General features: G+C 45.9%; 13 protein-coding genes and 1 pseudogene. 5 read left to right on the top strand and 9 right to left on the bottom strand.

What is annotated here, in order from left to right:
* Nucleotides 1-2 precede the first annotated feature (2 nt).
* Complete coding sequence (locus P4S58_RS11800; protein WP_337164061.1) at nt 3-1,391, top strand: conjugal transfer protein TraH; 1,389 nt, start codon at nt 3-5, stop codon at nt 1,389-1,391.
* 3 nt (nt 1,392-1,394) lie between these two features.
* A pseudogene (locus P4S58_RS11795) lies at nt 1,395-4,963 on the top strand (conjugal transfer protein TraG N-terminal domain-containing protein).
* Between the two features lie 30 nt (nt 4,964-4,993).
* On the opposite strand, the gene eexR reads toward P4S58_RS11795, so the two are convergent.
* Genes eexR through P4S58_RS11760 form a run of 7 tightly spaced genes read right to left on the bottom strand, consistent with a single transcriptional unit; the run spans nt 4,994 to nt 8,666 of the window.
* Entirely contained in the window at nt 4,994-5,425 is a 432-nt protein-coding gene (gene eexR, locus P4S58_RS11790; RefSeq protein WP_337164060.1) for an entry exclusion protein EexR, read from the bottom strand.
* Between the two features lie 54 nt (nt 5,426-5,479).
* The gene (locus P4S58_RS11785; protein WP_000566753.1) at nt 5,480-6,013 is read right to left on the bottom strand and encodes a FlhC family transcriptional regulator; all 534 of its coding nucleotides are present in this window, start codon (nt 6,011-6,013) and stop codon (nt 5,480-5,482) included.
* Complete coding sequence (locus P4S58_RS11780; RefSeq protein ID WP_337164059.1) at nt 6,010-6,309, bottom strand: flagellar transcriptional regulator FlhD; 300 nt, start codon at nt 6,307-6,309, stop codon at nt 6,010-6,012. The genes P4S58_RS11785 and P4S58_RS11780 overlap by 4 nt, the downstream gene beginning before the upstream one ends.
* On the bottom strand, nt 6,306-6,854 hold the full coding sequence (locus P4S58_RS11775) for a lytic transglycosylase domain-containing protein (RefSeq protein WP_025610846.1): 549 nt from the start codon (nt 6,852-6,854) through the stop codon (nt 6,306-6,308). Before P4S58_RS11775 ends, P4S58_RS11780 begins: the two co-directional genes overlap by 4 nt.
* Nucleotides 6,841-7,503 (bottom strand): DUF6475 domain-containing protein, encoded by a 663-nt coding sequence (locus P4S58_RS11770; RefSeq protein ID WP_337164058.1) that lies wholly within the window; start codon nt 7,501-7,503, stop codon nt 6,841-6,843. The genes P4S58_RS11775 and P4S58_RS11770 overlap by 14 nt, the downstream gene beginning before the upstream one ends.
* On the bottom strand, nt 7,490-8,359 hold the full coding sequence (locus P4S58_RS11765; RefSeq protein WP_337164057.1) for a hypothetical protein: 870 nt from the start codon (nt 8,357-8,359) through the stop codon (nt 7,490-7,492). The genes P4S58_RS11770 and P4S58_RS11765 overlap by 14 nt, the downstream gene beginning before the upstream one ends.
* 55 nt (nt 8,360-8,414) lie before the next feature.
* Complete coding sequence (locus P4S58_RS11760; RefSeq protein WP_000451746.1) at nt 8,415-8,666, bottom strand: helix-turn-helix domain-containing protein; 252 nt, start codon at nt 8,664-8,666, stop codon at nt 8,415-8,417.
* A gap of 117 nt (nt 8,667-8,783) precedes the next feature.
* Here P4S58_RS11760 and P4S58_RS11755 point away from each other — a divergent pair, with 117 nt between their 5' ends.
* The gene (locus P4S58_RS11755) at nt 8,784-9,431 is read left to right on the top strand and encodes a LexA family protein (protein ID WP_209052572.1); all 648 of its coding nucleotides are present in this window, start codon (nt 8,784-8,786) and stop codon (nt 9,429-9,431) included.
* Between the two features lie 256 nt (nt 9,432-9,687).
* Nucleotides 9,688-11,277, top strand: coding sequence for a peptide chain release factor 3 (prfC, locus tag P4S58_RS11750; protein WP_337164055.1), 1,590 nt, complete (start codon nt 9,688-9,690; stop codon nt 11,275-11,277).
* Between the two features lie 87 nt (nt 11,278-11,364).
* Here prfC and srmB read toward each other — a convergent pair whose 3' ends face one another.
* Nucleotides 11,365-12,630, bottom strand: coding sequence for an ATP-dependent RNA helicase SrmB (gene srmB / locus P4S58_RS11745; RefSeq protein WP_337164054.1), 1,266 nt, complete (start codon nt 12,628-12,630; stop codon nt 11,365-11,367).
* 117 nt (nt 12,631-12,747) lie between these two features.
* Complete coding sequence (locus tag P4S58_RS11740) at nt 12,748-13,485, bottom strand: tRNA1(Val) (adenine(37)-N6)-methyltransferase (protein WP_102968269.1); 738 nt, start codon at nt 13,483-13,485, stop codon at nt 12,748-12,750.
* 305 nt (nt 13,486-13,790) lie between these two features.
* On the opposite strand from P4S58_RS11740, the gene brnQ reads away from it, so the two are divergent.
* On the top strand, nt 13,791-15,095 hold the full coding sequence (brnQ, locus tag P4S58_RS11735; RefSeq protein WP_102966105.1) for a branched-chain amino acid transport system II carrier protein: 1,305 nt from the start codon (nt 13,791-13,793) through the stop codon (nt 15,093-15,095).
* Nucleotides 15,096-15,238: the final 143 nt, after the last annotated feature.

Below are 15,238 nucleotides of genomic sequence, written 5' to 3'. Positions count from 1 at the left end.
CGATGAAAAAAGCATTCCAAGTATCGCTAGTCGCCTGTGCGATTGGTTTTTCGTCTATGAGCCAAGCAAGCTTGCAACAGGAGATGAACCAGTTGTTTGGCTCAATGACCAACACCACAGCGCCTGGCGTATTCGAGAGTCAGCGGCGTGGCGTTATATCTGGAGGAAGTGTTGTTGTCCGTAACAGAATCATGAACGAGAACCTCGTCTCTATGGTGCCTCCGTCATTCCAAGCTGGTTGTGGCGGCATTGATATGTTCGCGGGAAGTTTGTCATTTGTTAACGCGGATCAGTTTGTTCAATTACTTCGCTCTGTTGCTGCAAACGCCAAAGGATATGCATTCCAATTGGCGCTCAGTGCTATGTGTGAGAAATGCTCCCAGCACATGGAGACACTGCAAAAGAAAATCCAGCAGTTGAACGAATATTTTGGCAATTCCTGTCAAATGTCTCAGGGAGTCGTGAACGATACCCTGGCCGCCTTTGGTAAGAAGGGGCAAACAGAGGCCAGCATGTTGAGCTCACTTAAAGGGGCTGGAGACGTTTTTACCAGTTGGAGTGAATCCAATGGTAAGAACCCATACGAGAACGCTTCGAGTGTCGCGGCATCTGATGTAAACCGAACGATTAAAGGTAATTTGGTTTGGCGAGCATTGAAACGTCATTCGGCATCAAGCTGGTTTGCATCGGGGGATGACCGTTTTCTTGAAGCAGTTATGTCGGTGACTGGTTCGATCATTGTTGGTGATCTAGCTAATGCCGCTGATGGCCAAGGTAAAGCCCCAAAACTGACCAGGCTGAATGGCAATAAAGTGACTATTGAGCATCTAATTCATGGCGGCAACGTCGCTATGTACCGATGTGACACAGTGACGCAAGACGGTTGTTTGAATCCAACAATCACTAACGTGACCCTTACCGGATTATCAACACAGGTAGAAAATTTACTTCTTGGTACAGGTTCTAGTAACGGCGTTATTTTTAAGTTTGCTCGAAATACAGGGGCAGCTAGCACCACCGAAAAGGCTTTTATGACCTCGGCTCCTGCAAGCATTGGCGGCATGATTCGAACTCTTTCTGCATTAAATGAAGGGGCTGCTAGGTCGTTTGCTTCAAGAGCGGCACCATTTATTGCTGTTGAGATGGCCCGAGCATTGGTTGAAGACATGCTCAATGCAGCGAGAAGCACCTCTGGTGTAGAAGATCATGCCTATGCGAAGTTGTTAACTGAAGACCTTGAACGTGCACGTCGCCAAATCAATGAGGAATACGCTGCGTTGCAGCGAAGATACGGCTCAGAGCAAGAATTGCTGGCGCATTTTAACCAGGTGATTCAGACCATTCGCAAACAGCGTTATTACACCGTTAAATCTACGGCGCTGGGGGAATAGATAATGTGGGAGATCTATTCCATCGGGGATTCGGCATTTTTAGAGCAGGTCTTGAACGCTGTCGCGATGATCACTGGTACAGGCGACTTTACTTCAATGGTTCGGATTGGCTTGCTCATTGGGGTATTGATGGTCTCTGTTCAGGCCTTAATGCAAGGTGGTCGTGGGATTAACTTTCAGCACGTTTTAGTCTCATGGCTAGTCTTTGCAACCATGTTTGGACCCAGTACCCGAGTGAGCATTGAGGATGCGTACACGGGGCAAGTTCGAGTGGTTGATAATGTGCCCATCGGTGTTGCTGCCGCAGGTAGTACGATTTCAACTGTTGGCTTTCAAATCACGCGATTGTTTGAAACGGCGTTCTCAACTCCCGCCATGACGGAATACGGCTTTGCATCCAGTTTACAGTCACTGATTAAAGTGAGAAAACAGGTGATGGATCGCTCTGGGTTGGGTGATGCAAATCGTGTCGGCGGCTCGGATATCGAGCAATCGTGGTTTAACTACATTAAAGAGTGCACCTTGATTGGTATCGACATTGGCCAAAAGAACCTCGATCAGGTGCTGAGTGAGCCTAACCCGATGACTGCGATTAGGTTTGATTCGCGCATTTATGGCACGCGCATCATGCTCAGTGGTAGCAGTAGCGATCTGGACTGCACCGATGCCTATAGCCAACTGAAACTCATGACAGAATCAACCTTCATTCCGAGGCTTAAACAGGTTCTGTCAGCCTCATTGGGGACTTCGTCGGCCACTGACACTGATGACGTGATCCGAAATGCACTGAATAACCTTGGTTTGGCTTCGGTTAACACCCAAGAGTACATGACCGCGTCAGTGCTTTTGCCTATTTATGAGCAAAGCGTGACGGGCAAGTATATGGATGATCAAGCTTTCACCGCCGCCGTTATGGTTAATCAAGCGATTGAACAGCGCAATACACAATGGGCGGCGGAGCAGACTCTTTTCCAAAGTATCGTTCGTCCGATGATGACGTTTTTTGAGGGTTTCATTTACGCCATCACCCCTTTGATGGCCTTTGTGATAGCCCTTGGCCAAATCGGGATGCGAATGGCTGGGAAGTACTTGTTAATCCTGCTTTGGATTCAACTTTGGATGCCTGTCATGGCTATCATTAACCTGTATATTCATTTAACCGTTGCAGGGAAAATGTCGGCTCTTGATGCCTTTGCAGGTACAGAAGTGCCATCTTTTGCTGGGATGATGCAGATGGATTCAGTGCTGCAAACCTGGATAGCTACTGGCGGCATGTTGGCGTCGAGTGTTCCGGCAATTTCGCTCATGCTCGTGTATGGCTCAGCAATAACTGCAACCCACTTGGCTGGACGTCTTCAAAACGGTGATGCCATTGATGAAAAGATGGCAAGTCCAGATGTCGCGAAAAATGCCCCGGTAATGCAATCACAGTCAATGTTCCAGAATTCAGCCCTTACGGGTTCTGCTATGACCGGAGCGCCAAACCTACTAAGCAGTTTCTCTGTAGGAAACGCAGTGGGTTCAATGGTCGGCTCTGCAAAAGAATCCATGACTCAGGCAACCCAAGCCTTTAGTCGTCAGGTTGGGAATACTATGAGTCGAACTTTTGGTGAAAAGCTAAGTTACGACAACCTGTCTTCGGTTGGACGTCAGATCGGCTCATCTAACTCCGCATCTAGCGCCGTTGTTAATCAGGTTACTGATGACCTGCAAACTCGGTATGGTTTTGGAGACGATAAAAAAGATGCTGTACGTGGCTTGGTATCTGGCGTGTTATCGGGAGGCTTAAGGGTCGGTGGCGATGGAACCATTACAAATACCGATGATAAAGAAGTAGCAGATAAAGGGTTCTTGGGAAGATTACTTGGTGCAGGGGGAATGACTCCCCACAGGGCAACTTGCCAGGAGTCGATAAGCCAGACGCATCTCGTGTACCAAAAATATCACGGTTACGAGCAGGCTTGGATTTAGGTGGTAACTTTAGTGACCAAGTTGAGTCATCAGAAGGCAGTTCTCGATCTACGACCGCAAATACGCTCACTGGGGAGATGCAAAGCTTGGCATCAAGTGATTCACGACGTGCTGAGTATCGCGATGCAATGGTTAAGGACCTTTCAGATTCAAGACGTTCTGGCGTTGAGATGTCCTTGTCTAACCAAGACTATCAGTCTCTTCAGAGTTCAGCACAAGACGTTGTCACGGCATCAAACCGCTTTAGTGAGCTTGATCAGGCCAGCTACAGTCTATCAGGACAAAGAAATACTGATGGTGCGACGTTAACCCGATTAGCGGCGGATAATCCTGAAGTCATGGATTATTTAGGTCGCTATATGAACCAGCATGTTGAAGCCGGTAACCGATTACGTGAAAACCTTCCAATGTATCAGCGCTTGTTACCTGATGATAATCAGGCGTATGTGGCCGCAGCTATGGAGTCTTTAACCTATAGCAATTCTTCAACGCCCGCTGAACGGGACAATGATTATCAAGCAGCAATGACTGTTATGGCCATGGCTACCGGAGCCGATTTACGATCAATTCAGCCGCGCTCAAATGAAGGCTTGTCATCAACTGCACCTACTTTTGGTGGTACTCAAAGCCAAGTTGAATCGGGTGTATTGGGCGGCTACGAAGATGCAGCAACAGTTCAAACTCAGTTCAACGCAGCTCAATCGGCTTACCAAACCAATCTGTCTGGTATAGATGGACAGTTGAATGCGCATCAGCAGCAAGCTCAGCAGGCCGTAGCTACTGACACAAGTACCTATCAATCTGGACTAAACAGTGAAGCTGGATCTCAGTGGCGATCACGCATTATGGCTGATGATAGCGGAGTTTCTGGTGCTGAAATGTTCTTCAACAGCGCCAGTGCTATTGGTGATTTCAGTGGCAAGCATACTGATGCAGCACTGCATACCTTGAATCACTTTGGCGAAGACTATGAGAGTTACAAAGAACAAGCGCTTGAAGATCCTGGCTCACGAGGTTTCTTGCACAACGCTACGGTGGCCAGCAAATCAACCTGGGATGGCTTAAAAGCCGCCGTTGATGCAGGAACCTCTTTGGAAAACCCATTGACGGCGTTTAATGATGCATACAGTGGATCGAGTTCGCAGTATGCTTCCGAAGTAAACTGGGGCACTAAGTCTGAAGCCATGTTGGCGGGGGCATTCGGTGCGGCAGTTAACAATCGATATGGTGAGTTCCTAGAGCAGTATGCTGATGATTTTAAAAAGGAAGCATACAGCGAAGGGCAGAGAATGGGATTGACCCCGATTCAAAGTCAAGTGTTCGCTCAAGCTTTCAATGAAGGTTTGGCGGGGCGCGTATTCAACTCTGAAGACTCATCGAGTTGGTCGCCTGAAATGCTTGGCCTAAGGGAGCAAATGCTAAATGAGTATCGTCAAAAGGATGAGAGTGGCGCTTACATCCCTGACAGTGTGTCTGAAGAAGATAAAGCATTTGTGGATAAGCAGATAGCGGTGATCTCAAATGCATCCCTTGCGGGAGATTATGCTCAGAACAACTTGATTGATATTAGGGCCTATAACCAGGCATCAGGAAGGAACTAGAAATAGAAAGTAACCAGCGTGATAGGCTGGCTACTTTTTTGGTTTTTTGGGGAGAATAGATGAGCGACCATCTGCAAATTCGTTTACCCAGTACCAATATTTTTTTTCGCTCAGGCTTAGTTCTCGACCGGTATCTTTCAGTTGCCTTTGAAACAAACGGATTAGACCGCTTAAGCCTAAGAAAGCTAAGCCGACACAGAAAATTGTCCAACTCGCTTGCCAATATGCGATTGCTACAAACACTAAGCTGACAGTTATAAGGCCGATAGGACTAGCAGTTGCTTTGAACCCCAAGTAGCTGAAAAAAACGATGGTGCAAATCAGAAATGGCAAAGCCGCTAACTTGGCAGATGCCGTTAATATTTCTGATGGAAAAAAATGAGCCACAGCCAAAGTCGCCAGAAAAAGCTCCAGTGATATAACCCAGCAGCGTGCTGGTAAAGATTTAAGTAAGTTTGTCATCTTAGTACTCTCAAAGTGCACGGGCGGTGCACAATCAAATCATGTATCAGCATGTTAGTTCTCAAAAAGTGCTCTAGTGGTTTGCTCGGCCATAATCTCGCACACAGGACATTTAAGCTGAATGCGCTGTTGAGATACCGTCAAATACAGACTGCCGCATCGACACCGATGTAAGGATGCAAGCTGTGATCTTAAATCACGAGCTAGAACCCAACCTTCATTGATGGTCAGTTTTTTCCAGGGGATCTCAGCTGGAAGATCTGCTTCTTCTCTTGCAACCAAGTACGCATCGTAAGCCTTCATCAAAGCATCAATATTTAATTGCTTGTAGACATTGTCTCCACCAATATTGACATAAAGCGCCATCAGCAGGGAGCCTTCAACTAAGGCTCTTCTGCTTTTAACGATGGCATCAGATTCTGGCAATTGACCAGGACAAGGTGACTTGCCAGTCACTTCTTTGTGGAGTCTTCTGATAATGTGGATTGGCAAACCTGTATCGAGCGCGATAATGGTGGTTCGAAATCCGTATTTAATAAGCAGCGAGGCTCGGGTAAACAACTCACTTTTGGACAGGTTATCAATCATGCATCCCCCTTGTTGTTTAGGGTTGATAATAAATAAGCGATTCTTGGGATACCTGTGCCTTTGCTCTTCACCATCTCAATCAGTTGGCTTTGGTTACCCCTTGGTTGAAACAGCATGAATGATGAGGTCGCCACTCGTTGCAGGTCGTCAACTCCAGCATTAATCAGCGCATCAACCACATCGCGTGTAAGTCCAAAGCGCAAGACTGCCTCTTGCGGATCAATGCGCGCCAATTCCCGTGCTGCGTGTAGGTATGCCAAATTTAGTTGATAGAAGTCTTGGTGATTGGTTGTCATTGACGGACCTCCAGTTCATGTAAAATATTGCGATAGATAGAAAGCACTCTTTGTCCATACCAGCGTGCACGCTCTTCGTTCCAACTGTGATAGCGGCCTATGCCAAGCTCTAAATCGTTTGGTGAAGACTTGATTGCTTCGGCCAAAATACTGGAGCCGACAGTAAGGTTGGTGATGGGGTCTAGCAGTTCGGCTGCTGAGCTCACTCGATGCCCATGCCAATGCAAATTGATTTGCATAAGGCCAATATCGAGCTGGTATTTTTCACTCTCTTGAAGTGCCTGGTTTAACAGTTGCTCCGCTTCTGTCTTAGATTTGGCGTAGGTTGCGTTTGAACCATTGCGAATTGCGTATGGCCATGGACTGGTCATGTTAAGACCTCGATGTGAGGCCGACTCAGCCAAGGCAACGGCGTAGAGCATGACTGGATCAATACCAACACTTTGTGCTGCTTTTTCCCACTGATAGCCCGGAAACGCATAGACTGAAGTGCTTGCGGACATGGCTATCACTAGGGCAATGGTTTTTGCTTTAATCGTTTTCATTTTTGTCCTCTAATTGATTTCCGAGAAGCGCCTGAATGGCTTTCGGGCTTATTCTTTTCAAAGGCACTGCGCTAAAATTGGCGATGCCTCTCGTGTAAACTTGTGCCGCTTTTGACCAGTCACCCACGGCAACAGGCGCTTGCATATCAAATCCTTTTTGCTGGTTCTGATGGTCTGCAATACCCTGTAATAGCCTTGGGTATTCACCCACTTCGTCCCGCAGCAAGTAAGCCTGGTAGCGTGTTAAAAACTCTTTTTGCTTAAAGGGGTATTCCCTGTCATCAACTTTGCAGAGTTCAACCCATCCCCCCATGTCTGAAATCACGCGGTGGATAAGTGCATCGTCAAACATCACGGATGTCCAAGCGCCAACCTGACGAACAGCCTTGTCAACTTTGTTCCAAGCAATCATGGCTCTTGAACCCGAGTTGCCATCGATATGCTTGCTGACGTCAGCGGGCTTTGGAAAAAATTGCCCAGTATCCGGTGATTGAATATGCCGAGTCAGACCGATTCGCACTTCTTCAATGCTATAAGCACGAAGGGCTTCAAATGCGATGGATAGCAATTGCGGTGATACGCTTTTGCTATACATGGCCCAAGCTGCTCCCCAAACTTCAGCAAACTCGCGTTTATCAACCTCCTGCACTTGAACGAACCTCCCGAATACCTGGTCCGGCCCAGCTTTCAGCGATGCGACGATTGCTTTCTTCAATATTCAATTGATGATTGCTGCCCTTTAGGCTCGTCGATGATTGCTGTACTTCATCAATGCGAACGTACTCGTCTTCCCATTGCCGGTTTAAAAGCCAGTTATGTGGCATAGGGGTCTTAGTCCGATCTTGATACTGCAATCGGTTGTCACGTTGCTCTTTCCAGCGTGTTAGCACTTCCAAGGCGAGTTCATGGTCTTCATTGAGGCCCATGCGTAGCCATTCTTCTTTAGCTTTCGCTTTCTTTTCTTTGCGTATTTGTACATCCCAGAAGTCTTCAAACTGTATGTAGGTAACAGTTTTAACTGTTGATTTATTGCTTCTCTCAGAGTCATCCGACCGTTGAGAGTCCCTTACCGGGTTGCCATCAGGCATAAACAATGATGAAAATTCTTCTGGAAGCCGAGCTTGGAAAGCGGCAAGTGACTTCAAAAGCGATGCCATACCAACGAAGTCGGAAGGTACATCTTTAAGTAACCGAAAGGCTGCCTTACCTTGGTTTGGGTTTTCGATTGGATTGTGCTTCAGAAAGCTCCGAATCAAAGTCCAACCGGATTCCTCGCAACGAATGAGGAACTGATCTTGTTCTAACTCATTTAGAGCCTTGGCAACCTGTTGCTCATTCCAGTTCAAGTCAGAAGCAACGTAACCAATCGGCAATCGAAAGCAGCCAAGCAAATTACAATGTGGGCATGTAAGCAAATACAGTCCTAGCAACTTCGCTGAGTCACTCCAGGACAAAACGTTTTGCTTTAGCCAAAAGCGGGTATAGACCTTGCCATAATCACGCATGGAGGAACTCGCTTTTGTGTTTACGTAAAATGCTGACCATTATTTGCCCTTAATCCTACTGGTTACTGGCTTTCAGCTCGCTTGGGCATTCGGGATAGATGTCCGGTCTTAACTGGGATCGGGTTACCTGTCCTTGCGTAGCTTGTTCGATGGGTAAAACGAATTCAGCGGGAACACGCCCTGATTTATTCAACCAAAACCAGACGTTTTGCTGTTTTGAGTTGATGGCTCGTGCTAATGCTGATTGCCCGCCGACCAAGTCAATGGCACGGCGGAGATGTTTTTGTGTCGTGTTGAACACTTCCATACCGTCTCCTGTTACAATAATAACTGTTACAAGATTGAATGTTACAGTTTAAACTGTAGATTAGTCAACAGTTAAAATTGTTGAAAGGCTACAGTTTTATTTGTAGAATACGGGCTTATGAAAACTTTATCCGAACGACTAAACCATGCCTTGCAGCTTACTGGGGTGACTCAGTCTGAGTTGGCTCGTCGCATTGGTATCAAACAGCAGTCGATCAGCCAGATTTGCTCTGGTAAATCGGCTAGGTCTCGTTACACCATGCAGATCGCGGAGGCGCTTCGCGTGAATGCTCATTGGCTCGCCACAGGTGATGGCGAGATTGGCTTGGGGGTCGGTAATGTAGAAGTTGGGCCTGACATTAAGGGAAGAATTCCTCTCATTAACTGGGTTCAGGCCGGTGATTGGACTGAAATAGCGGAGGGATTTGCCCATGAAGATGCTGAGGAGTGGCGTGAAGTCATTGGGAAAGCACATGAGGGTTGTTTCGCGCTTCGCGTAAAAGGCGATAGTATGGAAAATCCAAGTGGAAAAAAATCCATACCTGAGGGAGCAGTGATCGTTGTTGATCCTGAGTTACCTTACTCTTCAGGATCGCTGGTTGTTGCGCGTTTGGATGATTCGAAAGAAGCAACCTTTAAGCAGTTGGTCATTGATGGTGAACAGAAGTACCTAAAACCTTTGAACCCCCAATACCCTGCAATACCGATCAACGGCAACTGCACCATCATTGGTGTAGTACGACAAGCTATCATCGATTTTTGGTAGCGAAGGAATTTGTGGTTTAGCCACAGTTGTTCATGAGCTGAAGAAGCAACGATTGTAAACAGCTACAACTGAGCATTGGCGCACGCTGAGAGTAAATGGTAACCGATTAGATAACCATTGATTGTTTATAAAGTCAAGATCAGCGAAAATAGCGGCCAATTACGATTAACACGACGGATTTGACAAGCGAAGAACTGAAAAGAGAGTACTTCCAAAAGTGTGTACAAATCCGTGTACAAACTAAAAGAATTTATACATGGCAAACCAAGATTTTCTCAATGAAATCAATAAGCGAAGGACCTTTGCTATCATCTCTCACCCAGATGCTGGTAAAACAACCATCACTGAAAAGGTGTTGTTATTCGGACGTGCAATCCAAACCGCAGGCTCTGTAAAAGGCCGTGGCTCATCTCAGCATGCTAAATCAGACTGGATGGAGATGGAAAAAGAACGTGGTATCTCGGTAACAACTTCTGTAATGCAGTTCCCTTACCGTGATGCGTTGGTGAACTTACTGGATACCCCAGGACACGAAGACTTCTCGGAAGATACTTATCGTACATTGACTGCCGTTGACTCATGTTTGATGGTTATTGATGCAGCAAAAGGTGTCGAAGACCGTACGCGTAAGCTGATGGAAGTTACTCGTCTGCGTGATACTCCAATCATCACATTTATGAACAAATTGGACCGCGATATTCGTGACCCAATGGAACTGTTAGATGAAGTTGAGAATGAACTCAACATTGCTTGTGCTCCAGTGAGCTGGCCGATCGGCTGTGGTAAAGAGTTCAAGGGTGTTTATCATATTCATCGTGATGAAACGATTCTGTACTCAACAGGTCACGGTCACACCATTCAAGAAGAGCGCATCATCAAAGGCCTCGACAATTCTGAGTTGGATGTTGCAATTGGTGAAGATCTGGCAATGCAACTGCGTGAAGAACTTGAACTTGTGCTAGGCGCTTCTCATGCGTTTGATTCTGAGTTGTTCCTTAAAGGTGAACTAACCCCTGTTTTCTTCGGTACTGCATTAGGTAACTTTGGTGTTGACCATATGCTTGATGGTCTGACGGAGTGGGCTCCAGCACCACAACCGCGCCAATCAAACGAGCGCATTGTGGAAGCTTCGGAAGATTCCTTCACTGGTTTCGTATTTAAGATCCAAGCGAACATGGATCCTAAACACCGTGACCGTATCGCGTTTATGCGTATCGTATCGGGTACCTATAAGCAAGGTATGAAGATGAACCACGTACGCATCGGTAAGCAGGTGAGCATTTCTGACGCTGTGACGTTTATGGCGGGTGACCGCTCTCGTGCAGAAGAAGCTTATGCGGGCGATATTATCGGTCTTCACAACCATGGAACGATCCAAATTGGTGATACCTTCACTCAAGGTGAAAAACTGAAGTTCTCAGGTATTCCAAACTTTGCTCCTGAGCTGTTCCGTCGTATTCGTTTGAGAGATCCACTTAAACAGAAACAGCTGCTTAAAGGTCTGGTTCAGCTTTCAGAGGAAGGTGCTGTTCAGGTATTCCGTCCATTGCAGAACAACGATTTGATCGTTGGTGCTGTTGGTGTGCTTCAGTTTGATGTGGTTGTTGCTCGTCTGAAATCTGAATATAACGTTGAAGCGATTTACGAAGGCGTGAACGTAGCAACGGCTCGTTGGGTTGAGTGTTCAGACGTTAAGAAGTTTGAAGAATTCAAGCGCAAGAACCAAAGTAACCTAGCGTTAGATGGCGGTGACAACTTAACTTACATCGCGCCTACTATGGTTAACCTGAACTTGGCTCAAGAGCGTTCACCAGAAGTTGAGTTCCGCGCAACACGCGAACATTAATCTTCAGTTAGCTAATTGGGTATGATTTCGCCAGACGTAAAAAAGCCGATGCATTGCATCGGCTTTCTACTATTTATAGTTCAGAAATCATCGCTCAGAATTATTTGCTTTTCTTCGCCGAAGTTTTCTTTTTAGTGGTGTCTTTCTTCTTAGCGGTGTCTTTTTCTTCTTCACCGTTGCAGGTTTCTTCTTCTTAAACACTGGTTTTTTGTGTTTAGGACGCATTCCTTCGATGTATCGCTCTTTAATCTCTTCTTTGATGTAACGTGCAACGCGCTCAATCATTGGTTGATCGTGCGCTTCAACCAGAGAAATCGCGTTACCTTTTTTACCCGCACGAGCAGTACGGCCGATACGGTGAAGGTAAACATCCGCAGTACGTGGCATATCAAAGTTGATCACATGGCTTACGTCTGGAATGTCGATACCACGAGCGGCAACGTCCGTCGCCAGAAGGATATTAACTGAACCGTCACGGAAGCGAGCAATTGCGTTGTTACGGCGATCCTGTGGCATTTCACCTTGGATCCAAACGCATGGAATCTGCGCACGTTCTAATTCCGTACGAAGCTCAGCTAGACGTTCACGAGTTTTTAAGAATACGATCGCGCGTTCTGACTGCTCAGTTAAGATGTTTTTCAGCAGATCAAGCTTGTGTGTCATGTCGTCGGCACGGTGATACCACTGAGTGATTTTCTTACGTTCACGACGTGGTGGCTCGGCATTGACAATCGCAGGTTCATTTAGCAGATCAGCGGTGAATCCATCGACACCTTTGCCTTCTAGTGTTGCTGAAAACAAAAGGGTCTGTTTACGCCAGCGACATTCTGCCGATAGGCGATCAACAACAGGGCCAAAGCCCATATCAAGCATACGGTCTGCTTCATCAAGAATCAGCCACTCAATTGCACGACAGTCAAAACGTTCTGCGTCAATGTATTCCAATAAACGGCCTGGTGTTGCAACCACGATATCTTGAGTAGTTGCTAAAACGTCAGCGTGCTCTTGGTACTGAACACCACCAGTAATACTGAAGATATTCATGCGAGTGTATTTCGCTAGAGCTTTCGCTTGCTCGGTGATTTGCAGTGCCAGTTCACGAGTCGGCGTCAGAATCAGAACGCGAGCAGGACCCGCTTTCTTACGAGGGAAATCTTGTAGGTATTGCAGCGCTGGAATAACAAACGCGGCTGTTTTGCCTGTCCCTGTTGGGGCTGATGCAAACACATCTTTTCCGTCGAGGGCTTGAGGAATTGCTTCAGCTTGAACTTGAGTAGGGCGTTCGAAACCCATCTCTTCAATAGCCTCAATGAGGTTTGGATCCAGTTCTAAGTCAGCAAAAGATTTGATCACTGTTAATACTCCGCAAGCGCTCGGACTGAGCAGTCAAAGCCGATCAGCAATCGCTGACCAGTAAAAATTAGGGGCGCACATTATAGATGGATCGTCACTTAGATCACATCTTTAATTCTACATCTTTAAATAAAAAGATCGTGTTAGCTCTGTGAAGGCTTGAGTGTAGCCTAATTCATCACGAATGATCAGCTCTGAATGCTCTGTGTCCGTTTCTTGTTTTTGCAGTTCAAATAAAAGACGGCTGACGGGCTTATTGGCGGTAGGTTGAACTTTGCATAACCGTGATAGGTGAAAGCCCGACTCTTTCGCTAACGCTATAAACTGTTCACCTTCCGTTATGGGAAGAATAAAACTGGCGATTCCATGCTCAGAGAGCAACTGATAGCTGATCTGAATCAGTTGCTTATGCTCTAAGGTTTTAGTGTGTCTGGCTGTCGCCCGTTGAGCATGTTGTGAGTGTTCACCGTCGTTAAAGTAAGGCGGATTACAGATAATTGCATCGAAGGTTTTACTCTGTGTGAGATTTAAAATATCGACCTGTTCAACAACAATTCGCTTAGCCCATGGAGAATGGCTGATATTGATTTTCGCGGCATGGTAAGCGTGCTGATCGATATCAATCGCATGTATTTCAGCATTGAGAAAGCGCTGTGCACACATGAGTGCCAGTAGTCCTGTGCCAGTTCCAATATCAAGGATATGCAATGGGGCAATTTTGGCAGAATTAGAATCTTGGAAAGCCCACGATCCAAGAAGAACTCCGTCCGTGCTGACAGGCATGCCACTTTGACCACCTTCAATCGAAAATTGCTTAAATTTAAAGCCTTTAGTGTTTAATGTGCTACTTTTCATGAAAATATCGGTATTTGTTGAAATTTAAGTGACTAACGCTGGTGTTGCATAAATGTATAGATTTTTGTTCTATTTGGTGTTCATTTTATGTCTTAAAATTATAGTTAATTGTTCTGGTTTTGTTTTTGTATATAGTGTTATGAACTGGTTTTTTGCTTTAAATATGGTTTTATGTGGCGTTTTTGGCTCACGGGTTGCTAAGTGATGATAGTTTCGTCATTATTCGCCACCTCTCTTGAGCTTTGGAAAGCCGTTTTTCAAGCGAAGGATGTATTACATTAACAAATAATTATTAAGGGGTATCTGTGAAACAGACTTTGAAATTAACAGATATTATAGCTTTAGGCTTTATGCTTTTTGCGTTCTTTTTGGGCGCTGGTAACATCATTTTCCCTCCTCTGGCAGGTCAATTAGCGGGTGACCATATATTTCCAGCAATGAGCGGGTTCTTAGTAACTGCGGTAGGCCTACCGTTAGTGACAATTATTGCCGTTGCCATTTCAGGTGGTAGCTGGGAACACTTAACCAAACACCTTCCTGCGAAAGCGTCTCTGGTGATGGCAGCTCTTATCTTTATTATTATCGGCCCTGCATTTGCAGCACCTCGTACAGGTCTCGTTGCTTATGAAATGGCGGTAAAACCACTGTTTGCTGATCTTAACCTGACGGTTTTCTCAATTTTATTCTTCGCTGTAGCTATGTTCTTCTCATGGTCTCAAGGCAAATTGATTGACGTGATCGGTAAAGTGCTGACTCCTGCGTTATTCATCGGTTTGATTGTGTTGGCTTTGGGGGTTTTCATTGATCCACAAGGACAAATGCTTGCTGCGCAAGGTGAGTACGCTACACAGCCGCTAACAAAAGGCTTCTTGGAAGGCTACAACACGATGGACACCTTTGGTGCTCTGATGTTCGGTATCCTTATTGTGGATGCTCTGCGAGCGAAAGGTATAACTGAAGAAAAAGCGACAACCAAATACCTAATCAGTGCAGCAGTCATTGCCGCTGCTGGTCTGGCTTTTGTTTATATTTCACTGTTCTACCTAGGTGCAACCAGTGCCTCTGTTGCTGCTGACGCTGACAATGGTGGTGTGGTATTAAGTCAATACGTTATTGCTCTATTTGGCGATAAAGGTCAGTTAGTATTGTCAGTGATCGTACTACTAGCATGTTTAACTACAGCTATTGGTCTTATCTCGGCTTGTTCTGATTTCTTTAGCACACACACACCTATCTCATACAAAGCATGGGTAGTTATAAACGGTGTTGCGTGCGCGGTAGTGGCAAACGTAGGTCTAGCACAATTGATTGCACTTTCAGTACCAGTACTGTTTGCACTATATCCTGTAGCGATTGCGTTGGTTGCGTTGACTTTCATTCGCACTAAGCTTGCGAACCCTCAAGCTGCATACCGTGTGGTGATTCTAGTGTCACTACTGTTTGCTCTGATTGATGCAGCAAAAGTATCTGGCTTAGACGTTTCGTTCTTTAACTTCCTACCACTGTTTGAAATTGGTATGGGCTGGTTGCTACCTACATTTGCAGCGATGATTGTGATGACATTTGTTGGTGGTTCAACGAAAGCAGAGTTAGAACAAAAAACGGTGTAACTGTTATTTCGCTTTGAAGAGGCGCTTGAGACTGTTCTTAAACAGCTTCAGCGCCTTTTTTATTGGTAGAGATTGAGCCAGACTACCTACAATCCCTGCATATCCTCCAATCAAAATATCCCCATTTTTTCCTGTATCTTCAT

The organism is Vibrio sp. Hal054 (assembly GCF_037162405.1).
GTDB lineage: Bacteria > Pseudomonadota > Gammaproteobacteria > Enterobacterales > Vibrionaceae > Vibrio > Vibrio diazotrophicus.
The sequence above is the reverse complement of the archived record's forward strand: the minus strand, read 5'-3'. Positions and strand labels throughout refer to the sequence as shown.